The sequence below is a fragment of the Persicobacter psychrovividus genome (assembly GCF_036492425.1).
In the GTDB taxonomy this organism is placed as follows: Bacteria; Bacteroidota; Bacteroidia; order Cytophagales; family Cyclobacteriaceae; genus Persicobacter; species Persicobacter psychrovividus.
Genome location: NZ_AP025292.1, coordinates 875,232 through 895,502, shown reverse-complemented (window position 1 = coordinate 895,502; position 20,271 = coordinate 875,232). Strand labels below are relative to the sequence as shown.

Annotated in this window: 17 protein-coding genes; 5 read left to right on the top strand and 12 right to left on the bottom strand. The window is 43.0% G+C overall.

The window, feature by feature from the left end; genetic code table 11:
- Window positions 1–131: 131 nt before the first annotated feature.
- From AABK40_RS03965 to AABK40_RS03950, 4 genes are all read right to left on the bottom strand, one after another.
- Window positions 132–341, bottom strand: coding sequence for a hypothetical protein (locus AABK40_RS03965; RefSeq protein WP_338397703.1), 210 nt, complete (start codon window positions 339–341; stop codon window positions 132–134).
- Window positions 342–1,035: 694 nt separating this feature from the next.
- On the bottom strand, window positions 1,036–1,245 hold the full coding sequence (locus tag AABK40_RS03960) for a hypothetical protein (protein ID WP_338397702.1): 210 nt from the start codon (window positions 1,243–1,245) through the stop codon (window positions 1,036–1,038).
- Window positions 1,246–1,729: 484 nt separating this feature from the next.
- Complete coding sequence (locus AABK40_RS03955; RefSeq protein ID WP_338397701.1) at window positions 1,730–2,329, bottom strand: nitroreductase family protein; 600 nt, start codon at window positions 2,327–2,329, stop codon at window positions 1,730–1,732.
- 168 nt (window positions 2,330–2,497) lie between these two features.
- Complete coding sequence (locus tag AABK40_RS03950; RefSeq protein WP_338397700.1) at window positions 2,498–3,100, bottom strand: nitroreductase family protein; 603 nt, start codon at window positions 3,098–3,100, stop codon at window positions 2,498–2,500.
- 644 nt (window positions 3,101–3,744) lie between these two features.
- Here AABK40_RS03950 and AABK40_RS03945 point away from each other — a divergent pair.
- Window positions 3,745–4,929 (top strand): adenylate/guanylate cyclase domain-containing protein, encoded by a 1,185-nt coding sequence (locus AABK40_RS03945; protein WP_338397699.1) that lies wholly within the window; start codon window positions 3,745–3,747, stop codon window positions 4,927–4,929.
- Here AABK40_RS03945 and AABK40_RS03940 read toward each other — a convergent pair.
- Both AABK40_RS03940 and AABK40_RS03935 read right to left on the bottom strand, forming a co-directional pair.
- The gene (locus tag AABK40_RS03940) at window positions 4,858–6,069 is read right to left on the bottom strand and encodes a Pycsar system effector family protein (RefSeq protein ID WP_338397698.1); all 1,212 of its coding nucleotides are present in this window, start codon (window positions 6,067–6,069) and stop codon (window positions 4,858–4,860) included. The two genes, AABK40_RS03945 and AABK40_RS03940, sit on opposite strands and share 72 nt — an antisense overlap.
- Window positions 6,070–6,073: 4 nt before the next feature.
- Window positions 6,074–9,616 (bottom strand): BamA/TamA family outer membrane protein, encoded by a 3,543-nt coding sequence (locus AABK40_RS03935; protein ID WP_338397697.1) that lies wholly within the window; start codon window positions 9,614–9,616, stop codon window positions 6,074–6,076.
- A 131-nt stretch (window positions 9,617–9,747) separates the two neighbouring features.
- On the opposite strand from AABK40_RS03935, the gene AABK40_RS03930 reads away from it, so the two are divergent.
- The gene (locus tag AABK40_RS03930) at window positions 9,748–10,578 is read left to right on the top strand and encodes a phosphatase PAP2 family protein (RefSeq protein WP_338397696.1); all 831 of its coding nucleotides are present in this window, start codon (window positions 9,748–9,750) and stop codon (window positions 10,576–10,578) included.
- Window positions 10,579–10,695: 117 nt separating this feature from the next.
- On the opposite strand, the gene AABK40_RS03925 is transcribed toward AABK40_RS03930, so the two are convergent.
- The 5 genes from AABK40_RS03925 to rplU all read right to left on the bottom strand — a co-directional run bounded on the left by AABK40_RS03925 (window position 10,696) and on the right by rplU (window position 16,142).
- Window positions 10,696–13,101, bottom strand: a complete 2,406-nt coding sequence (locus AABK40_RS03925) for a TonB-dependent receptor (RefSeq protein WP_338397695.1) — start codon at window positions 13,099–13,101, stop codon at window positions 10,696–10,698.
- A gap of 75 nt (window positions 13,102–13,176) precedes the next feature.
- On the bottom strand, window positions 13,177–14,454 hold the full coding sequence (locus AABK40_RS03920; protein ID WP_338397694.1) for a sensor histidine kinase: 1,278 nt from the start codon (window positions 14,452–14,454) through the stop codon (window positions 13,177–13,179).
- Window positions 14,451–15,137 carry a response regulator transcription factor gene (locus AABK40_RS03915; RefSeq protein ID WP_338397693.1) on the bottom strand — a complete coding sequence of 229 codons (687 nt, stop codon included), beginning with the start codon at window positions 15,135–15,137 and terminating at the stop codon, window positions 14,451–14,453. Before AABK40_RS03915 ends, AABK40_RS03920 begins: the two co-directional genes overlap by 4 nt.
- A gap of 418 nt (window positions 15,138–15,555) precedes the next feature.
- Window positions 15,556–15,822 (bottom strand): 50S ribosomal protein L27, encoded by a 267-nt coding sequence (gene rpmA / locus AABK40_RS03910; protein ID WP_332922104.1) that lies wholly within the window; start codon window positions 15,820–15,822, stop codon window positions 15,556–15,558.
- A gap of 8 nt (window positions 15,823–15,830) precedes the next feature.
- The gene (rplU, locus tag AABK40_RS03905; protein WP_332922105.1) at window positions 15,831–16,142 is read right to left on the bottom strand and encodes a 50S ribosomal protein L21; all 312 of its coding nucleotides are present in this window, start codon (window positions 16,140–16,142) and stop codon (window positions 15,831–15,833) included.
- A 234-nt stretch (window positions 16,143–16,376) separates the two neighbouring features.
- Between rplU and AABK40_RS03900 the strand changes: the two genes are divergently transcribed.
- From AABK40_RS03900 to AABK40_RS03890, 3 genes are read left to right on the top strand one after another with little or no spacing between them, the layout of a single operon-like run.
- Window positions 16,377–17,258 (top strand): Rpn family recombination-promoting nuclease/putative transposase, encoded by an 882-nt coding sequence (locus AABK40_RS03900; protein ID WP_338397692.1) that lies wholly within the window; start codon window positions 16,377–16,379, stop codon window positions 17,256–17,258.
- A gap of 17 nt (window positions 17,259–17,275) precedes the next feature.
- Window positions 17,276–17,554, top strand: a complete 279-nt coding sequence (locus tag AABK40_RS03895; protein ID WP_338397691.1) for an RpnC/YadD family protein — start codon at window positions 17,276–17,278, stop codon at window positions 17,552–17,554.
- A gap of 17 nt (window positions 17,555–17,571) precedes the next feature.
- The gene (locus tag AABK40_RS03890; RefSeq protein WP_338397690.1) at window positions 17,572–17,787 is read left to right on the top strand and encodes a hypothetical protein; all 216 of its coding nucleotides are present in this window, start codon (window positions 17,572–17,574) and stop codon (window positions 17,785–17,787) included.
- A 12-nt stretch (window positions 17,788–17,799) separates the two neighbouring features.
- Here the strand turns inward: AABK40_RS03890 and AABK40_RS03885 are convergent, their stop codons facing one another.
- Complete coding sequence (locus AABK40_RS03885) at window positions 17,800–20,127, bottom strand: TonB-dependent receptor (protein WP_338397689.1); 2,328 nt, start codon at window positions 20,125–20,127, stop codon at window positions 17,800–17,802.
- Between the last annotated feature and the right edge of the window lie 144 nt (window positions 20,128–20,271).

The window sequence follows — 20,271 nt, the reverse complement described above, 5'->3', positions numbered from 1 at the left end:
CGTCTCGCTTGGACTATAGAATTTATAAAATGCTTCGAGCCAAGTGGGACACTTGAACCAAAGCAAGCATAATAAGAAAGCCCGAAGCTGAACAAACAGTTTTGGGATTTTTGTTTTTTTAGGGTTTTGATTTAAGGCGCTTTGAAATATGCAACGATGTCGCATAGCGTTCCTCCCAACCACGGCCATGACATGCCTAAATATTTTCTTCTCAAACCTGTCAATATGAAAACGGATACCAACATAAAAATCGTCCCCTCATCCCAATCCACGAAATGACCATAAACATAGCCTCCACCAAAGGCAATGGTAAACAAGCTGATGAACCAAGTTCTATTCATAGATTTGAGGTTAAGACACTGAAGGAGAATCACGTTATGAATTGAATTTAATCAATAATTGGAGGAAATGAAATGGATTTCGTTGAGTTTGTAGGTTATCACGAGAAGGACTCTCGCGATAGGAGGATAGAGTGTGGTTCTTAGTTCAAGCGTCTCGCTTGGACTATAGAATTTATAAAATGCTTCGAGCCAAGTGGGACACTTGAACCAAAGCAAGCATAATAAGAAAGCCCGAAGCTGAACAAACAGTTTCGGGATTTTTGTTTTTTAGGGGTTTGAATGGATTTCTTTGGGTTTGTAGGTTATCACGAGAGGGACTCTCGCGATAGGAGGAGAGAGTGTTGTTCTTAGTTCAAGCGTCTCGCTTGGACTATAGAATTTATAAAATGCTTCGAGCCAAGTGGGACACTTGAACCAAAGCAAGCATAACAAGAAATCCCGAAGCTGAACAAACAGTTTCGGGATTTTTGTTTTTTAGGGGTTTGAATGGATTTCTTTGGGTTTGTAGGTTATCACGAGAGGGACTCTCGCGATAGGAGGAGAGAGTGTTGTTCTTAGTTCAAGCGTCTCGCTTGGACTATAGAATTTATAAAATGCTTCGATCCAAGTGGGACACTTGAACCAAAGCAAGCATAACAAGAAATCCCGAAGCTGAACAAACAGTTTCGGGATTTTTGTTTTTTAGGGGTTTGATTTACGGGGCTTTGAAATATGTAACGATGTCGCATAGCGTTCCTCCCAACCACGGCCATGACATGCCTAAATATTTTCTTCTCAAACCTGTCAATATGAAAACGGATAACAACATAAAAATCGTCCCCTCATCCCAATCCACGAAATGACCATAAACATAGCCTCCACCAAAGGCAATGGTAAACAAGCTGATGAACCAAGTTCTATTCATAGATTTGAGGTTAAGACACTGAAGGAGAATCACGTTATGAATTGAATTTAATCAATAATTGGAGGAAATGAAATGGATTTCGTTGAGTTTGTAGGTTATCACGAGAGGGACTCTCGCGATAGGAGCATAGTGTTACCCTTAGTTCAAGCGTCTCGCTTGGACTATAGAATTTATAAAATGCTTCGAGCCAAGTGGGACACTTGAACCAAAGCAAGCATAACAAGAAAACCCGAAGCTGAACAAACAGTTTCGGGATTTTTGTTTTTTAGAGGTTTTGAACGGATTTCTTTGGGTTTGTAGGTTATCACGAGAGGGACTCTCACGATAGGAGGATAGTGTTACCCTTAGTTCAAGCGTCTCGCTTGGACTATAGAATTTATAAAATGCTTCGAGCCAAGTGGGACACTTGAACCAAAGCAAGCATAATAAGAAAGCCCGAAGCTGAACAAACAGTTTCGGGATTTTTGTTTTTTAGGGGTTTGAATTATAGCGTAGTGATCACTTCCTGAGTATTTCTGCGTTGTTTTGGCGTCTTATTCACTTGATTATCATCGGCTGGATCACGGTAACCGATCGCTACGGCGAACACGGTTTCATGCTTGTCCAAACCCAAAATCTCAGTGTACGCTTCAGGCACAATGCCTTCCATTGGGGTTGAGTCGATGCCCATATTGGCACATGCGCTCAAGAACACGCCCAAAGCCAAATACACTTGGTGGGTCATCCAATTTTTGACTTCCGCTTCAGGTTTTGGTTTAAGGAAAGTATTATAATAACCAACGGCACCTTCAGGAAGGTTGGCATTGATGACTTCTTCGAAATAAGGTAAATCATTGATCACATTGAAAACCACCAAATGGCTGGCATTACGAATACGGTCTGCATTGAAGTAAGACGCTTCCGCCAATTGGTCTTTCAACTCATCATTCTCCACAAAAGTAAAGTTCCATGGCTGGCTATTGATCGACGATGGGCTCAAGTGCAGAATCTCTTTCAAGGTATCGATTGTTGCTGCATCAATTTTTTTACTACCGTCATATTGTTTGGTAGTGTAGCGGGTTTCCATTGTTTCAATAAAGCTCATAATACTATATATTTGTTTGTTGCTATCAAAAGTATAGTACAAAGCTAAGGTAAGTGAATTTACCAATCAATAACTAACCATATGGATAGTATACAAAAACCCGCCTTACGAGCTGTAAAACGGGTTTTTATTTTACTTTTTTATTTTTCAACGACCTATTAATTGTTATTAGCGGGTGGTACTGATAATCTCCTCGAATGCTCGGCGTTGCTTTGGTTTCTTACTGAGCTGGTTCAAATCTTCCTCATCACGGTAACCGATCGCCACCGCCAAAATGGTTTTGTGTTTGTCCAAACCAAGGATCTCGGTGTATTTCTCAGGCTCGATGCCTTCCATCGGTGTCGAGTCGATGCCCATGCTAGCGCAGGCACTCAAAAACACGCCCAAGGCAATATACACCTGCTTGCTCATCCAGCTTTTGATCTCTTCGGCGGGCTGACCTTTCAAATTATTTTGATAATACTGAACGGCATATTCAGGAAGGGTCTCTTCGATTTTTTGCTCAAAATATTCCAAATCATCAATCACATTGAAGGCCACAATATGGCTCGCCTTCTGCACCTTCTCGGTATTGTGAAAAGAATGGTGTGCCAACGCCTGCTTCTTTTCGCCTTCTTCAATGAAAGTAAAATTCCATGGCTGAGTGTTCAATGACGACGGACTCAGATACAACACCTGCTTCAATTGCTCGATAATGTCAGCATCTACCTTTTTGCTCGCATCATATAATTTGGTGGTGTATCGATTGGCTATATTTTCTGTAAAGTTCATTGCTCGATGATTTTGTTTTGTACAAACCTAATGCATTGAGTAGTAAAGTTCAAAGATCATGCAACGATTTCTATTGTGTAGGGGGCTGTGACACAACTTCATTCTTTGAATTTAACACAAAAGATTATTTCGTGAGCTGTACGGATGCACCCAATGTCAATAAGTTAAGCGCCTTACCCCGTAGAGACGTTATTTTTAACGTCTAACACAACGCTGATTTCTCTTGGATTAATTCAAATTGTTACGTGAGACATAATGAATTATGCCTTTACAAGCACTTCGAATTTAGACCTGAGTCATCCCAAAATCCTTAACTTAATGACATTGCGGATGCACCTATGTGTGTATCCAAACCACACAGAATTTATGATGATTCGGGCAGACACGCAGGTCAGCCCATACAGTGACCAAATAAAATTTCGTGGAACAAGATCAATTTATGGTTATGCAACAGCCCCGTACCGACAGGTACAAAAATATTCGACAGGCTATGTTTAACAGGCTATCAGGAGAGGGGCTCTCGCGATAGATCATAAGTAAACATACAAAAACCTGCACCTATCCAATAGATTTCAATAGTTCTGCTGAAATCGAAGTACAAACAGCCTTCACGTTGTTTAATAAGGATAACAAAAGAAGAATCTATGAGGCGTAACTTTATGCTTTCTCCTATCAATAAATACCGCTTGTACCGCCTGTTGGTCATGCTATTGCTTTGGAACATTGGGATGTTCATTCTAAGTTTTATCCGCTTTGGATCGGGCTCAGATGCCTTTGTTTATTTGGAGGCAAAGGCGATTACCGTACTGAAAAACAGGCATTTTATCACCATCATTGTAGCCTCGTCGGTGGCTTTCTCCACTTGGCTGGTCGAGGAGTTTTTGAATAATTGGATTAAGATGCGTGTGGTATGCGCCTCCAGTACCATCCCCTCAAATATTGTGTATTTGTGTGTCGCCATTTTGATCAGTATCGCCATTAACTGCTTTTACTATACCCAACACTATGGTTACGGGCTGCTGATGGCTTTCGAGCAACTTCCGCAGTTTATGCTCAATAAAGTATGGCTGTACTTCTTTGTCCTTGGGCTGATCATCAACTCTGGAGTAACCATTTATATGGCCGCCACCAACTACCTCGGGCCTGGTAACCTGAACAAAGTCCTGAGGGGGAAATACCGTATTCCTCATGAGGAAGACCGGATTTTCCTCTTTGCCGACCTGATTTCTTCCTCACGGACAGCGGAAATTCTTGGGCATAAGAAATACAGTGCCTTCATCCAGGAAGTATTTCGGGAGTTTACGGATCATATTTTCGTTTATCGAGCGCAGGTTTATCAATATGTTGGCGATGAGATCATCCTTTCCTGGCCAGCAAACGACAAAAATTATCAGCGCTCGCTGGATTTCTTCTATGAGGTATGCAAAAGCCTGGAAGCAAAAGAAGATTACTTTCAGGAAAAATATGGCCTTTCCCCGCAGTTCAATGGCGCCATAAACTCTGGCTTGGTCATGGCAGCGGAAGTGGGCGAGGTAAAAATTGAAATTGCCTATCACGGGGACGTACTGAACACCGCAGCAAGGGTACTTGAAAAGTGTAAACTTTTCCACAAAAACCTATTGGTTACTGGCAGGTTTGTGAAAAGTGCGGGCATATTCAGCCCTTCCTATTACTTCTCCTACATCAATAAAGTGTTGCCCAAAGGCAAACAGAATGAGGTGGCTATATATGCCGTAGAGCAAAATGCGGGGGCTTCCTCAAAAATAAATAAAAAGAAAAAAGGTAATCATCGTCCCTACAAATCCCAGCATAAAGACGGTATAGGCTAAGCGCAGGAGTTTAAACTTTTTGGCCAACACCAAACCCAAGCTGTATTGGTCTTTAATCATGTTATTGTAAAGCGCTTTTCGGTCGGTAATCAGGCGGTTGAGTTCATACTCGTATTCGGGGTAGGCCATTTTCCAGAAGTTCCCAAAGAACAGCAAATTGACAGACTTGTTGGTCAGGGCTTCCTTTGAAACGGGCTTTTTTGACACCTTCGGACGGGTAGAGAGAATGGCGAGAATGAGGGTAATTAATGAGGTAACGACAAACATCAGCATTGCCCACTGCAGGTCGGGGTGCTCCTGTGCGTAAGGGTAGCCCGAGATGGTTACCACCGAGACAATCAGTGAAGAAACCGTCAGTAAAATATTCGCCTTATTATCTGCTATTGAACTCAGGCTGATTTGATTTCGGGAGGTAAGTCGAAACATCGATTGCACCCCGCGCTCCACCGAAGCCTCCTTCTTCTTACGCTTCTTTTTCTTCACTTTCGCATTGGTACCACGGACTTTAGGGGTTTGCTCAATAAGTTGGTTCAGCCGATCTTCTATACGCTGAAGGTTATAGGCTTTGCCAAGGGCAAAATTCCTTTCGGCAAAGTCAGTATAATATTGATGGTTGTTAAGAAAAGTCAGGGTACACTCCAGATAGGCTTGTTCCGACATCCCCTGCCCGTTATCCATCTGCTGAAATTCCTGCCAAAGATTATTCGAATACGCCATATAATCGCTCATATGCAAATGAAAGTAATCCGCATCTTTCATAATACACTCCACAATTCCCTCAGGTGCTTCCCCCATCTTGGTGACCATTATAAGCCGTCTGGCACGTTCGAGCTCTTCCGTCGACAGCTCATCAGCAAGTGCTTTTGTCAGTAAATCAGCACTTCTTTCTTCATGCCCTTTCCCGCAGCCACTTTCATAGCCAATATCATGGAAAAGTGCCGAAACCACCAACAGCAGCCCGTCTTGCTCACTCACCTGATAATGTTGAGAAAGGTACTGAACACACTCCACCACACCTTCCACATGTTTGATATTATGGAAAGGCAAACGGCTGAGCTGAAGGTTATCCTGATAATATTGGTGAATAAATGCTTTCCCTTTGGCAATGATTTCGGCTGGCGTCAATGGTCTTTTTTTCATAAGGTTAAAATTGATAAGAAAATTGAAAGTTAATCATGCCGTCCTCCCGACTCCTCGCGTAGTTAAAGCCCAAGACGGCCAGCTCAAAAGGTGCAAGCCAGAGTCCTGCACCATAACCGTGGTGCCATCGGCCAGAATCCTCCCCCTCAAGCCATACACGGCCCACATCATTAAACAGCAGCAAGCCCACAACACCCCGCAGGTAATACATATTCAATTCTCTCAGTCGTATTCGCATTTCAGTATTTTGATATATTGAAGCATCGCCATAAAAGCGCGTTGCCCGATAGCCGCGCAAATTTTCCCTCCGCCCCAGTTTCGCTGCTTCATAGAAAATATAATCCCCCCAGTTTTTCTGTCCGCCGAGGCGCAAAGCATACACCACCCTTGGCCGCTGAGAAAAACTGAAATAGCCCGCCATATCCATTTGGTAAGTGGTGAAATCTGTCGCCAGCCCTCCCATTCCGAAGTATTGTTTCAGGGAAGCATTCACCTTATAGCCCCTTCGGGGGAAAATCGCACTGCCTGCAAATTGCTCCTCGGCTTTCAGGCGCTTGCCTGAAATATTATCGAACTCATAGTTAACCGACAAGCCCAAAAAGGACTGCCCGTCAAATATATTGGCAGGTAAATCATTGATGTTCAATCGGGATATAAACCGCCCGATGCGTGGCTCCACGACCGTCCGCTGTGCAAAAGCCCCGAGCCCAATTCGGTGAAAGGGATCTCCGAGGGTTTTCCACCCGCGAAACTGCCCGACATACTGATTTAAACGGATCCGATAGAATGCCCGTTCAGCCCTTGGCACCCGCCACTCAGTATTATTCCCCAAACCGAAATAATTAATGGTGAAATTTGGGGCTTTTATAAATGCCTGAAGGTCAAAAGCCATCCCCCGAAGGGGTAAATATAAGGACGACTGCAAATCAAGGTTGAAAGCCCTTGTAAGGAAGGCATAATTCCCCACAAAGCGGTGTCGCCAATAATGAAAATTCCGATAGGAACGGTACAGGCCTCCACCCCCAACAAAGGCACCGTCGTCAATATTATACCCCAAAGCCAATGCAGGAGAAAGTACCGCATACTGAAAACGCTCCCGATCATATTTTGCTTCCTTTTGCTGATAATGCCTCACCTGAATCCTTTTTAATCCACTACTTTTGGGTAAGGTATCCACGGTATAAATTTTCAGTTTACGCGGTGGCTTCTCCATCAGTAACCGATAAGTATCTTTTGTGCCTTTACTGAAAATATTGACCCTTATTTTTGACGGACGATCTCCCTTAATGAGCACCTCGTCTCTGCCCGACAAGCCATAAATATGTACGTATTTTGTTTCGGTCGCACGAAACCGCCGATCATAAAGCTTCCGCCCCTTATCGCCAGATTTTTTCAGGTGCCAAAGTCGCACCCGCAATTCCCCATCGGCCAAATAGTCAAGCTGTATCTGATCCGCATCCTTAGTACCTACCACATCGACCTCCTTCGCCAGAAAATCATAAAATTGGCGCATCATGGGCAACAGATGATCCCGTCTTTGCTTCAGCATATTAGCTGTTTTTTGCCCTGCAATCGGGTAGATTTCCTTCGGGAAAGATTTTACCGCCTGATCAATCGACGCATCGTCAAGATCGGCTATTAAAGCTTCAATTTGCGGCTGCCATTGCGCCCATGAAAGTGAGGTCAGGAAGGTCCGATCAAAAAATCGGGCATTAAAAGCATGGCTTTTCACATGCGCTGTATAAGGCGAAAATCCTTGAATTTTGGGGATCAGCCATTGTCGGGCCATCAACTTCGGTAAAATGCCCTCGTTCACAAAAAAGGCCTGATCACGGTCTCGGGGAATAGGCTGATAAACCGTCAGGCCACCTACTTTTTCTCCTGCCCATCGCCATTGGTCATCGTGCCGATCCCAGTCATTAAGCCAAATATCAAAAGCACGGGCTTTGAGAACCGCCTGCTGATCTACCTGATGATCTTCCGACGACTGCATTTTCTTAATCATTTTTTTCGTACTGATGACCTTTTTGGAATTGCCAAAATGTGGCAGGTCGGAGCAATCACCGTCGGGGCGCTGTTCAAAGAAAAACAAACGGTCGGCAACATCTTGTCGGTAAATCCCAAAGTGGGGATCGTCGGGTACATAAACCAATTTCGGGACAGGGTGTAAGATTCCTGCAACATCGGACAAAGGCGCTACAACCAGTGCAGAATAGGGGTTAGATGCCGAAATTTGATCCTGAACAATGCTATGAGCAATAGTTTTTTGCAATTCAGCAGGCAGTGCCCCCAACACATTTTTATCCACCGTCCGAAGCACATACTGACGGCCAGTGCTGTCCTGTAACCTCAGCGACATGGTTTGCTGACCACCTCCGCGCTTCACGACCTTGAGGCCACCATACACCTTCGAAATATCAAAAACGGTGGCCCGTACAGGTGTTTCCCAAACCTGTCGATAATTCGCCCCCATCCAACGGCTTTTCCGTCCACTTTTGTCATGGTACAATTTGCTGCCCACACTACTCGCCGAAGGTGGCAACTGTCTTTTCTGCTCTACAGGCGCTGTTGGTGTAGCGGTGTATTTCATCGCTTTAATATGGCCTTCAGTCCCAATAAACGACCATTCATACTCCATTGATTTGTCCGCAGTTAAAACCACAAAAGCCGACTGCTTAGCGGTAAACCCCTCGGTTATCGGCTTCACAAAATCAGGTTCAGCCATATTGGTGTTGCGTATCGGCAGACCATCAACAGAGAAATATTGCTGATTTTTTTCTGCCCCCGATATATAATTCACATTGGGAAATGCCTTCAGGATGGTCTTCAAACGAGAAGCCACCGCCTTGTATTCGGGAAATGCGAGGTCATAGCGTAGCCCAAGCGCCTTGCGGTACAGCACGTAAGGAGCAAGTAAAATCGATGCTCCCGTAGAAAAATAGCCACCGTGATGACCATAACTTTCGATCGGGTGGTACCCCACCACAAACACCTGCCGACCTGTATTTCGCCGCAAGACATCCTGTAACTCGATCAGTACATCAAGTGGATCTTCAATGCCACATTTATTGAAATATCGATCTTCAGGATTCAGCCACCATTGGGTGTCCAGCACCACAAAAGTGAGGTGATCGCCAACAGGCACTTCTACAATATTCGGGCAGGCCTGCGCTGTTGTCGTCCAGTTTTCCCGAGCATTGATAGCATCTGCGAGCTGCCGCATATTTTTTTTGCCTTCTTTTCGTCCTCCCATCCACTCATTGTAGCCAGAAGTCAGGATCACCTGCCCACTGAAGTCTTTCAGCAATTGATCAACTTTATGCAGCTGTTCATCCGCTACTGCGCGATGTTTTTTTGCAAGCGGAACATAATCGCCCAATAGCACCACCGATTGCGCCGTTTTCAGCTCATGCCGTAAGCGCTCTTCAAGCTGCGGGTCAGTGAGCGAGGCCAAACCACCCACAAACACCACCTTAGCACCCTTATGAGGCTGTGCAAAGGTGTTTTGCAGGAAAAAGGAAAACAGCAAGAAAAGCCAAAATTTCATGTTAATGGGGTGAGGTCATCAGCTCGGTTCATGCAGATAACCCTATTTGTTGTCCTTATTGTTCAGCAAAACAATTGTAATGAAAATATCTTTGACTAATAGCACCTGATTAATTGTAAATAACCCTTACCATGAAAGAACTGATTGCTATTTTCCTAAGCCTGATGCTACAAATGACTGCCTTTGCACAAGTGCAAGAAGATACTAAAGTGTATCAGGTCAACCGATGGACTACGGGAGGATCTGCCTTGGTGGGGTTCGGGACAGGGGCATTGGGCTTCAAGATTATTCGAGAAAAGGAGGCCATTACTTTTGATGAACTTCGGGCGCTGGATCAACAAAGCCTGAGCCCGATTAATCGGTGGGTCTTCGATTTCGACCCGACAAAAACGGTGGAGGGCCAAAATATCTCCAACACCATTTTGCAGGTCAGTGCCTTGATGCCGCTTTTATTGTATATTGACCGAGATATTCGACAGGAATGGATTGACATTACGCTGATGTATTTGCAGGCACAGGCTTTGGCCAATAATGCTTACTCCTATTTAGGGCCTATTTCTTTTGACCGATATCGCCCTTTGGCATATAATAACACACTTTCCCTTGAGAAAAGGAGCGACTCCAATAACAAAAATTCTTTCTTCAGTGGCCACACCACAACTACTGCGGTATCGAGTTTTTTCATGGCGCAGGTATTGATAGACTACCACCCACATTGGTCAGTGCCCAAAAAAGCCATGATGTACGGTTTTGCCGCGCTGCCACCTGCCCTGATGAGTTATTTCCGTTTCAAGGCCTATAAACATTTCCCTACTGATACCTTTACTGGCTTACTTATTGGCGCAGGTATCGGTGTCCTGATCCCAACCATTCATCGGCAAAACAAGCTTCGAAAGCTCTCTTATGTACCTTATATTAATGAGCACTCTACGGGTGTGGTCTTCGCCTATAAACTGTACTAAATCTTAAATGTGAAGAGCGGTGAATCACGGCATATTACCCTGCGAGCCAAAAAAGTAAAAGCAAAAAAACCGTCGCAGGATAAGCCCACGACGGTTCAAAACTAATATTCCAAAATGTTAAAACTTATACTTGAAGCCCAGGCGAACGACCTGCGTTTCATAGAAATTCTCATAATTCACTGTGAATCCATCGCTATAAATTTCTTGGCGGATACCATATTGATTGAAGACATCGGTCATTGAAAGTGTCCACTCTCCTTTGCCTTCCATCACTTTTTTGCTCAAACCAAAATCCACCGAGCTTCTTGATAGCATGCGCCCTTGGGCAATGTTCTTTGGTGCCACATACAAACCGCTCAATTGGAAGGTGAAATTTCTTGGCAGGATAAAAGTGTTACCGATTTTCATGTCCCAAGTCAAATCCACACGGTCTTCCACCGTGAACTCATGCTCGTAAGGAAATCTCAACATGCCTGTAAAAGCATGAATATGGTTGCGGTAAATGTTCATATTGGCGTTCATTTTCCAAAAAGAGCCTACCTTCTGCTCCACACCCCACTCAAAACCTGTGTTGGTCGCCGAACCTGTATTTGCATACGATTTGAACATCACGTCATACTTTTCATTCTCGGTATCTTCCGTGTAAACACGCATGAACGGGTCTTCGATCCACTTGTGGAATGTCGCCAAAACCAAACTACCCGATGACCACCCCTTGCGGTAAGACAATTCAACAGCCGTCGTAAATTGCGGACGCAAATATGGGTTACCCATTTTCAACAGTTCCTGATCGTCAGACTTCGGAAACACACGCAACTCCTGCTCACCAGGACGATCCACACGGCTGTTCAAGAAGGCTGAAAATTTCTGATCATTGCCCAAATTATAACTCATTCTAATGTTCGGGAAAATACGGAAGTAATCATAAGCATCATCCTCATCATAGTACTTATTGGCAGGGTCAATTTTGTAGAAAACCTCCGTATATTCTGCACGAAGCCCCATTTCCATACTGAATTTGGTTTTCTCCATCACCCAGTTCATATAGGTGGCATAGATATTCTCGCCCCAGTCAGACCATTCCCCCAAGTCAGGATAAATCACCGACTCATGACCACGATCGACGGTATATTCAACAGGTAACCATCTCCATTGTCCCTTTAATCCAAGTTCCAAACGGCCTGAAGCCAATGGTTTGGTGTAGTCCACCTGCGTGGCAATGGTATGCTCAATTGCCAAAATATTGGTAACATCACGTCCCTGACGAACCGCCGAGCTATCGTTGATGTAATAAGTTTCATCCTCCCAACCTTTGGTATATTGCCCATCGACAGTCAATTCATGTCCAGGCTGATCAAACTGATGCTCCCAGTTCAATCCAAAGTTCATGAAACCCGTGATCTCATCTTCCATCCAGTTGGTGTAACGGTAACGCTCCCCACCTTTGTTCAGGTAAGCAACTTGTGCCGTATCCTGATGGTTTTCCCAGTCATAAACACCTGAAACGGTCAGGCGATTTTTATCATCAAGGTCGATATTCGCTCCACCCTTCACGATATAGTGAATCTGCTGACGGTTCTCAGGAACCTGCGAACGGGTTACACGTCCATCCTCGTAATGTCTTGTTGTAAATTCATTGTTCGGTAATTTCTCTTGCGATAACACCTCCGACTGCAAGAACCAGTTCACCTTCTTGCTTCGGTAGTTCAGGTCAAGGCTTGGAATGTACTTTGGCGTAAATTGGTATGAGCCCAAGTCGGTAGGCAAATCTGATTTGCGTTGCGTCAAAGCACCTAAACCGTAAGTCAAACCCACGCTTCCATTGAATCCCTTTTCTTTGGATTCTTTATAAATAATGTTCACAATCCCCGCCATTCCCGCAGCATCGTACTTTGAGGAAGGGTTATGAATCACTTCAATTTTTTCAATATTTGAGGCAGGCAAATTGTCCAATCCCTTCTGCTGACCAAAGCCGGTCAATGCCGATTGCTTGCCATTAATCAAGACGATCACCTTGTCGCTACCACGCAAAAACAACTTGCCGTCAGCATCAATCGCCACGCCAGGCATGTTTTTCATCGCATCCAGAACTGACCCACCCGACTGCGCCAAAAGGTCGTCCATATTGAAGCTCTTTTGCTCCAAATTTTCACTGCTGATCGCTCGCTGACCCGCAACGGTTACGCCGTCCAACATTTTGGTGTCAGCGATCAATTCGATCTTGCCCAAGTCATAATGCTCATTCAATTCACCTAACAGGATGTTTTTCTGAGTGGGCTGATAACCGATACAAGTGATTTTCACCACATAATTTCCTTTTTCGAGGTCTTGAAAAATAAACACCCCTTTTTCATTGGATGCTCCCCCAGTAACTAACTTTTCGGAAGCATCAAAAATACTAACCGAGGCAAAAGGAAGCGCCTCTTCATTACTTTCATCGATGATTGTCCCCGAGAGGGAACGTTGTGCATAAAGCTGAACACTCATGAGCATCACCATGCCCAACAACAATAACTTCTTCATTCTTTTGGTTGATTTGGAATATTTGTCCGCAAGCTATCAACCAATTCTGAAGAGATTTTGAATTTTATCTATATCCTAAAAATAAATCTTAAAAAGATGAATATTCGGCTTTTGATACTGATAAGAAAAGTCATATTCCATCCGCTGACAAATCTCATGCACAATCGACAGTCCCAAGCCCGAACTCTTTGCACTTTGCTGTTGTCCTTTATAAAAACGCTCACGAATCTTCTGCCCATCCAAAGGCTGAAACCCACCTGTATTGATCACCTGAAAGGATTTCCCATTCAATACTATTTTTATAAAGCCATTCGCTACATTGTATTTTATGGCATTGGTCAGAAAGTTCAATACCAAAGATTGCCATAGCGTCGCCACCGCCTCGATCTCCACTTCTTGCTGAAGTTCCATTTGCAAGTCTATGCCTTGTAAAGAAAGTTGCTCCTCAAAAACTCGGCATTGCCCTTTGATCAAGTCCGTCAGGTTCAGCTTTGTTTTCTGTTCAAACTGCCCATTTTCGATCTTAGACAACCAAAGCAAATTTTTACTCAGCTTAGACATGTAACGCAGGTTCATCTCCATAATTTCGATATAGGGATACGCCTCAGGATTGAGGTCTTTGGTCTGCATCAACAATTCAAGCTGATTTTTCATCACTGCCAGAGGGGTCTGCAACTCATGCGAAGCGTTTTCGGTAAAGGCCTTTTGCGACTGAAAGATCTTATGATTTTCATTGGTCAAATGTTCAATTGCACCGCCCAAAGCGTTGAATTCATCGATCTCAACAGGGGCAAACTTCAAGGAAACTGATCGATCGACGCGGAATTTTCTTAAGGTATCAATCAACTGAAAAAAAGGCATCCACATCCGTTTGGAAAGGTAGTTGTTCAGCACCAAAAACATCAATAAAAAAACCAGCATCACACCGACCTCTACCAGGAAAATCCCCATGACCAAGTCTTCGTTCTCCACCAAATCATGCATTACACGAAGGTGGTAAGTGCCTCCATTGGCAGTAATTCGCGTATCAAGCACCCGAAAAGGCTCATCCTCCTGATGCTCATGATCCCACCATAGCGCGGTATAAAGGTCATCAACGAAAAGAGAATCTTCAGGAATTGGATTTAGGGTAATGGCAAGATCAACAAATTTCAAAGTGGCAGATAGTTCGTCAATCATCTCCGGGTGATCGTGTAGGGCATTGGTAATTTTTTCCTTTTGCGCCCACAAACTTTCATCCACATCATCAATCCACAACCGATTGACCATCACATAAAAAATCGGAATGGTCAGCAATAAAATCGCCAACGACAGCAAGGAATAAAATTGCCCTGTTTTATGAATCAGCTTCATGCCTCTACCTCGCTTAATTTGTAGCCCATACCGTAAATGGTCTGAATCAAATGCTCGAGCCCGACCTTCTTGAGCTTACGTTTCAGGTTTTTGATATGTGCATAGACGAAGTCAAAGTTGTCCATCAGGTCGGCATGATCGCCTACCAAGTGCTCAGCAATGGCCATTTTCGAAACCACCCGTTCTTTGGAGGATGCAAAAAACAACAACAGCTGAAATTCAGTGGCGGTCAATTGTGGGACAGGCTCATCACCACAAAACACCTGCTTTTCTATCAGGTCAATACGCAGATCGCCGATACGAATAATGTTGTTTCCTTCGAATCTTCGCCGGCGGGTAATGGCCAATACCCGCATGGAAAGTTCGGCTAAGTCGAAGGGTTTGGTCAGATAATCATCAGCTCCCAATCGCAGTCCTTCCAAGCGATCATCCAAGGCATTTTTTGCAGAAATAATCAAAACGCCATCTGCCTTACCCTGTTCTTTGATAAAACTCAACACCTCCAAACCCGAGCCATCGGGTAATCCGATGTCCAATAAAATACAATCGTAATCGTACAATTGTATTTTCTCAATAGCTGACTTTACTTCTTCACAAACCTCACAAAAATAACCCATCGGTTTGAGATAACTGACAATACCACTCGACAGGGCGGTATTGTCTTCGACGATCAAAACTTTCACTTGCCTCTACTATTACCTAAAAAAATCAAAGTGCAAATATAAATATTAATCTTTTAGGAAGGGCTAATAGGCAAAATATTAAAGGAGAGAAATAGACCATGATTACCTTGATTAAAAGGATTACCATGATTTTTTGTTTTTTTATAGGGATGAAAACTACTTCCTGTCTCTGAATATTAAACTTTTCTAATTCGGAATACCTTAGTCGATCAAATATTTTTGTACCTACCGGTACGGACGTTGCATGCAACGTCCCTACACAGTAGAAAATTATATTCTTACATTCTTCCTACAAGATATTAACCCTGCCTGCCCCAAATGGGACGCTTGAACCAAGGCTAAATAAAAAAATAGGCTATAAAAAAAGCCCATCAAATAAATGATGAGCTTTTCCAATTCTTTGTAAAATCGTTTTCTCTTAAGCTTCAGCTTCTACTGGAAGAACTGAAACAAATGAACGGTTTTTATATCCTTTGCGGAAAGAAACTTTACCATCCACCAATGCGAACAATGTATGATCTTTACCGATACCTACATTTTCACCTGGGTGGTGTTTTGTACCACGCTGACGTACGATGATGTTACCAGCGATAGCTGCTTGACCACCAAAGATTTTTACGCCTAATCGTTTTGATTCTGATTCGCGACCGTTCTTAGAACTACCTACACCTTTCTTGTGAGCCATTGTTCAAATTATTTAGAGATACCTTTAATTACTACCTTTGTGAATTGTTGACGGTGACCATTTTTCACCTTGTAACCTTTGCGACGTTTCTTTTTGAAAACGATCACTTTGTCACCTTTAACGTGCTCAACAATCTCTGCTGAAACTTTAGCACCTTCAACAACAGGAGCACCTACTTCGACTTGACCGTCAGCGTCAACCAACAATACTTTGCCGAACTCTACGGAAGCGCCAGCTTCACCCTCCATTTTTGGAGCGTAAATATACTGATCTTGCGTTACTTTGAACTGCTTACCGGCTATTTCTACAATTGCGTACATTTGTAAATAATAAATTATTCAAATAATTAAGCTCCGTTTACACAAACGGAATGCAAATATAGGTGTTTTAGCTTTATAATCAAACGCTTCGGCAAGAATCTGCTATTATTCTTTTCGAAAGGTAAAAGATTATTTTAACACCTGCTGAGGGTTGGCAAATACGTTGCCGAAATCGCCCGACATTTATTATCTTGCCCGTGAAATGTTTTAGATTTTCAGTTTGAGGGAAAAACAATGCTTAGCAAATTCATTAATCCGTTCACCGATTTTGGTTTTAAGAAGCTTTTTGGAGAAGAAGCGAATAAAGACCTGTTAATTGATTTTCTGAATCAGTTGTTGCCCGAAGAGGATCAAATCAAGGAGTTGAGTTATCAAAACAACGAGCATTTGCCTCGCACTCCCGAAGAACGAAAAGCTATTTTTGATTTGTTCTGTCAGAATGAAGCGGGAGAAACCTTCATTATTGAGCTTCAGCGCGCCAAGCAAAAATATTTCAAAGACCGCAGTCTGTATTATTCCACCTTCCCGATTCAGGAACAAGCCGAGCCAGGAAAAGATTGGAAATTCAAACTCAAAAGCGTTTACACCATCGGCATCATGGATTTTGTTTTTGATGAAAAAGATGAAAACAAGGACAAACTGCTCCACCATGTCCAGCTGTTAGAAACCGAAACCAAAGAGGTCTTTTACGATAAACTAACCTTTATCTATTTGGAGACCCCAAAATTCACCAAGGAGCTCCACGAATTAGAAAGCAAGTTTGACAAATGGCTGTACCTGTTGCGCAATTTGGAAAAACTTCAGGATCGTCCTGCACAGCTTCAAGAAAGGATCTTTACCAAATTTTTCGACAATGCCGAAATTGCGCATTACACTCCTGTCGAAAGAAAGGCGTACGAAGCTTCTCTGAAGGTTTATCGCGACCTATTCAATGTGATTGAAACGGCTAAGAGTGAAGCGGAGAAGATTGGGATTGAAAAAGGAGCTCAAAATGAAAAAAATGAGTTCATCAAAAGCCTCATCCAAATGAATGTTCTTTCTGACGCTCAAATTGCCCAAAGTGCAAGGGTTACAGAAGATCAAGTGAAGAAAATCAGAAAAGACCTTAATTTGTAAAACAGTCAATCCATATAATGAACATAGAGGATCATCAACTAAAAATTCAAAGAGATTTGTTTAATGTGATTGAAACGGCTAAGAGTGAGGCTGAGAAGGTCGGGATTGAGAAGGGAGAGAAGATTGGAATCGAAAAAGGGGAAAAGATTGGAATTGAAAAAGGAGCTCAAAATGAAAAAACTGAATTCATCAAAAGCCTCATCCAAATGAATGTTCTTACAGATACTCAAATTGCTCAAAGTGCAAGGGTTACCGAAGATCAAGTGAAGAAAATCAGAAAAGACCTTAATTTGTAAAACAGTCAATCCATATAATGAACATAGAGGATCATCAACTAAAAATTCAAAGAGATTTGTTTAATGTGATCGAAACGGCTAAGAGTGAGGCTGAGAAGGTCGGGATTGAGAAGGAGAAATTAGAGTTCATTAAAAGCCTTCTTGAAATGAACGTACTTACCAATGCCCAAATTGCTCAAAGCGCAAGAATTCATGAAGAGGAGATCAAAAATATGAGGGAGGCCAACAGATAAGCCTCCTCCCCTTTATTTACTTTTCTGAAAATTATAAGCCAATCTGAAGGTGGCGAAAGGCTCATACCGCACATCAGAAAAAGTAGAAAAGCCATCATCCTCCATAATGGTTACCACCTGATTACTATTGAGTATATTGTTCACGCTGATGCTCATTCGGAAATGCTCTTTTTTCCCAAAAGCCTTTCCTACCCTCAAATCCATCGTTGTGTAAGGCTTCGTGTATCCCTGAGGCAAGACCTGTTTTCCTTGATAATCGAGCATCATATCCAATGAAAAGCCCAAAGGAAGGCTGAAATTATTGGTCAAATTCAATTCCTTATTCAAATTTCGCTGATATTGATTTTCTGAAAGGTAAGTCAAATGCAACTGATGGTGATAAAAGGCCACAGAGGTGCTTACATCCCACCAGGAAAAAATCGGCACATTGACACTGCTTTCTACCCCAAGGTTATTCGCAGAACCTGTATTGACCAACTGTCGATTAAAAATCCCCGCCCCCATCGACTCATAAACATAAGTCGTATGGTTCACGGTCTGATTGAAAAAGGCATCGAAGCTGAAATTCCACTTGTCATAGAAAAAATAACTCAGCGTGTAGGTATCGGTCAGCGCAGGCAATAAAGACGGATTACCTGTTTCCACAAGGTAAGTTTCAACAAAATGTTGTATCGGTAGAAACTGAAAATAATAAGGACGATCAATTCTACGGGCATAAGACAACCCAAATTCATGGTGTTCACCCACATTTCTTTTCAGGTGCAAGGAAGGAAAGAGATTGTTAAAATGATGATCGTATAGCGTACTTTCTGCACCGCCGTTAGTCTGATCCACCACCGCAGTTTTACGATCGGTTATCTCATACCGTAATCCCAACTGCCCCGAAACCTCGCCAACTTTGCCCTTCAATGAGGTATAGACACTATAAACATATTGATCAAAATAAGGAGCGTATTGGTCGGGTAGAGCGGTTGAACCTCCCTCCACATTATTCTCCAGATGCAGTCCCTTCATGGAATTCTGATCAAACTCCCCTCCCCAATTCAGTTTCATATTTTCGGTTAATGTATGCGTCCCACCCAATTTTGCAGTAATGGAATGCTCTGCGTCCACCAACTTGGAATAACCCGCCGTCAATCTTTGATCTGCACTCAAAAACTCATTATCGAGGGTTTCTGCGGACTGTCTTAAAAATGAAAAATAATTGAAATTAACCTTGAGATTATTCGCAGGAGAATCATTGAAATAATAATCCAGTCGGGCATTTCCATTAATGATCTGCGAACTGTTATTGAGGTCGAAATTGGTCGTTTGGGGCGTATGATTATCCGAAACAATCACATTCTCACCTGTCATTTTATTGGTGTTTCGGGAAGTGATTGGGGTGAGTCCTCCACGGATTGTAAATTGATTATTGCTTTTCCATTTGTAGAAAAAATCATAATTAACCATCGCATACTCTGCCCCTGCGGTGTATTTTTCATCACGTTGGATTTCAGCACCATCATCCGACTTTTGATTTCCCGTCAATTGATAGTTACCAAAAACCTTATCCCCATAACGCGCCGAAACAGACCAGCCCATTTTCTTGCCCTCCATTTCAAAATAACTTCCGACATCCTTCCCTCCAAGGGTATTCCAGGTGGTAGAGGCATTCAATGAATACCCTTCAAAATACGATCGCTTTTGCACCACATTGATGATACCCGCCAAACCTGAAGCCGAAAACTCAGCGCCAGGATTGGTAATCAGTTCGATCTGCTGAATTTTCTCCACAGGGATGTTCCGCAACTGATCCACCCCTCCTTCAGCAGGTTCTCCATCAATGAACACCATAAAAGATAAATGATTGCGGTATTTGATATTCCCCTCAAGGTCCATTTTAACCCCAGGAAGATGCCCCACTAGATCCAATGCCACCGACGCCCCTTCAATCGCCGAGGCATCGACTATTTTCCGATCGACCTCCAACCGAATAGGCGATCGTTTTCCCTTGACCGTAACCTCATTCAATAGCTGATCGGCTTTTTTCAAAACGATTGATTGAGCAACCTGAATGTCGATAATTTTGGGTGAATAATAAGGCTCATACCCAATCGCAGACACATAAATCAACAACGGCTGATCTTGCGATTTGAGCGCTAAAGTAAACTTCCCTTGCTCATCGGATACCCCTCCAGAAATCATGGTACTATCCGAAGTGGACAATAATAAAATGTTACAAAAAGGAACAGGAGTTTGCTCGCTATCCAGAATTTGTCCTGAAATTTGAGCGTAGCTATCGAAGGAACTAAAAAGTACAACAGCCAATAGCATGGCTAATTTTGAGTAGGTAGGCATAAAGCGGTTAAAGGCTGATATTTGAAAAGTACTTAATATAAATGAAAAAAGTACAAAAAATAAAAAAATCCCTCAAGTTTCCCCAAGAGATTTTCTGTTATCTGTTTTAACGCGCTACACTGATGAAAAGGAAACAAGACGTTG

Bases quoted from the DNA above. Each gene is read 5' to 3' on its own strand.
- AABK40_RS03965 (WP_338397703.1), bottom strand. From the start codon at position 341: ATGAATAGAACTTGGTTCATCAGCTTGTTTACCATTGCCTTTGGTGGA.
- AABK40_RS03960 (WP_338397702.1), bottom strand. From the start codon at position 1,245: ATGAATAGAACTTGGTTCATCAGCTTGTTTACCATTGCCTTTGGTGGA.
- AABK40_RS03955 (WP_338397701.1), bottom strand. From the start codon at position 2,329: ATGAGCTTTATTGAAACAATGGAAACCCGCTACACTACCAAACAATAT.
- AABK40_RS03950 (WP_338397700.1), bottom strand. From the start codon at position 3,100: ATGAACTTTACAGAAAATATAGCCAATCGATACACCACCAAATTATAT.
- AABK40_RS03945 (WP_338397699.1), top strand. From the start codon at position 3,745: ATGAGGCGTAACTTTATGCTTTCTCCTATCAATAAATACCGCTTGTAC.
- AABK40_RS03940 (WP_338397698.1), bottom strand. From the start codon at position 6,069: ATGAAAAAAAGACCATTGACGCCAGCCGAAATCATTGCCAAAGGGAAA.
- AABK40_RS03935 (WP_338397697.1), bottom strand. From the start codon at position 9,616: ATGAAATTTTGGCTTTTCTTGCTGTTTTCCTTTTTCCTGCAAAACACC.
- AABK40_RS03930 (WP_338397696.1), top strand. From the start codon at position 9,748: ATGAAAGAACTGATTGCTATTTTCCTAAGCCTGATGCTACAAATGACT.
- AABK40_RS03925 (WP_338397695.1), bottom strand. From the start codon at position 13,101: ATGAAGAAGTTATTGTTGTTGGGCATGGTGATGCTCATGAGTGTTCAG.
- AABK40_RS03920 (WP_338397694.1), bottom strand. From the start codon at position 14,454: ATGAAGCTGATTCATAAAACAGGGCAATTTTATTCCTTGCTGTCGTTG.
- rpmA (WP_332922104.1), bottom strand. From the start codon at position 15,822: ATGGCTCACAAGAAAGGTGTAGGTAGTTCTAAGAACGGTCGCGAATCA.
- rplU (WP_332922105.1), bottom strand. From the start codon at position 16,142: ATGTACGCAATTGTAGAAATAGCCGGTAAGCAGTTCAAAGTAACGCAA.
- AABK40_RS03900 (WP_338397692.1), top strand. From the start codon at position 16,377: ATGCTTAGCAAATTCATTAATCCGTTCACCGATTTTGGTTTTAAGAAG.
- AABK40_RS03895 (WP_338397691.1), top strand. From the start codon at position 17,276: ATGAACATAGAGGATCATCAACTAAAAATTCAAAGAGATTTGTTTAAT.
- AABK40_RS03890 (WP_338397690.1), top strand. From the start codon at position 17,572: ATGAACATAGAGGATCATCAACTAAAAATTCAAAGAGATTTGTTTAAT.
- AABK40_RS03885 (WP_338397689.1), bottom strand. From the start codon at position 20,127: ATGCCTACCTACTCAAAATTAGCCATGCTATTGGCTGTTGTACTTTTT.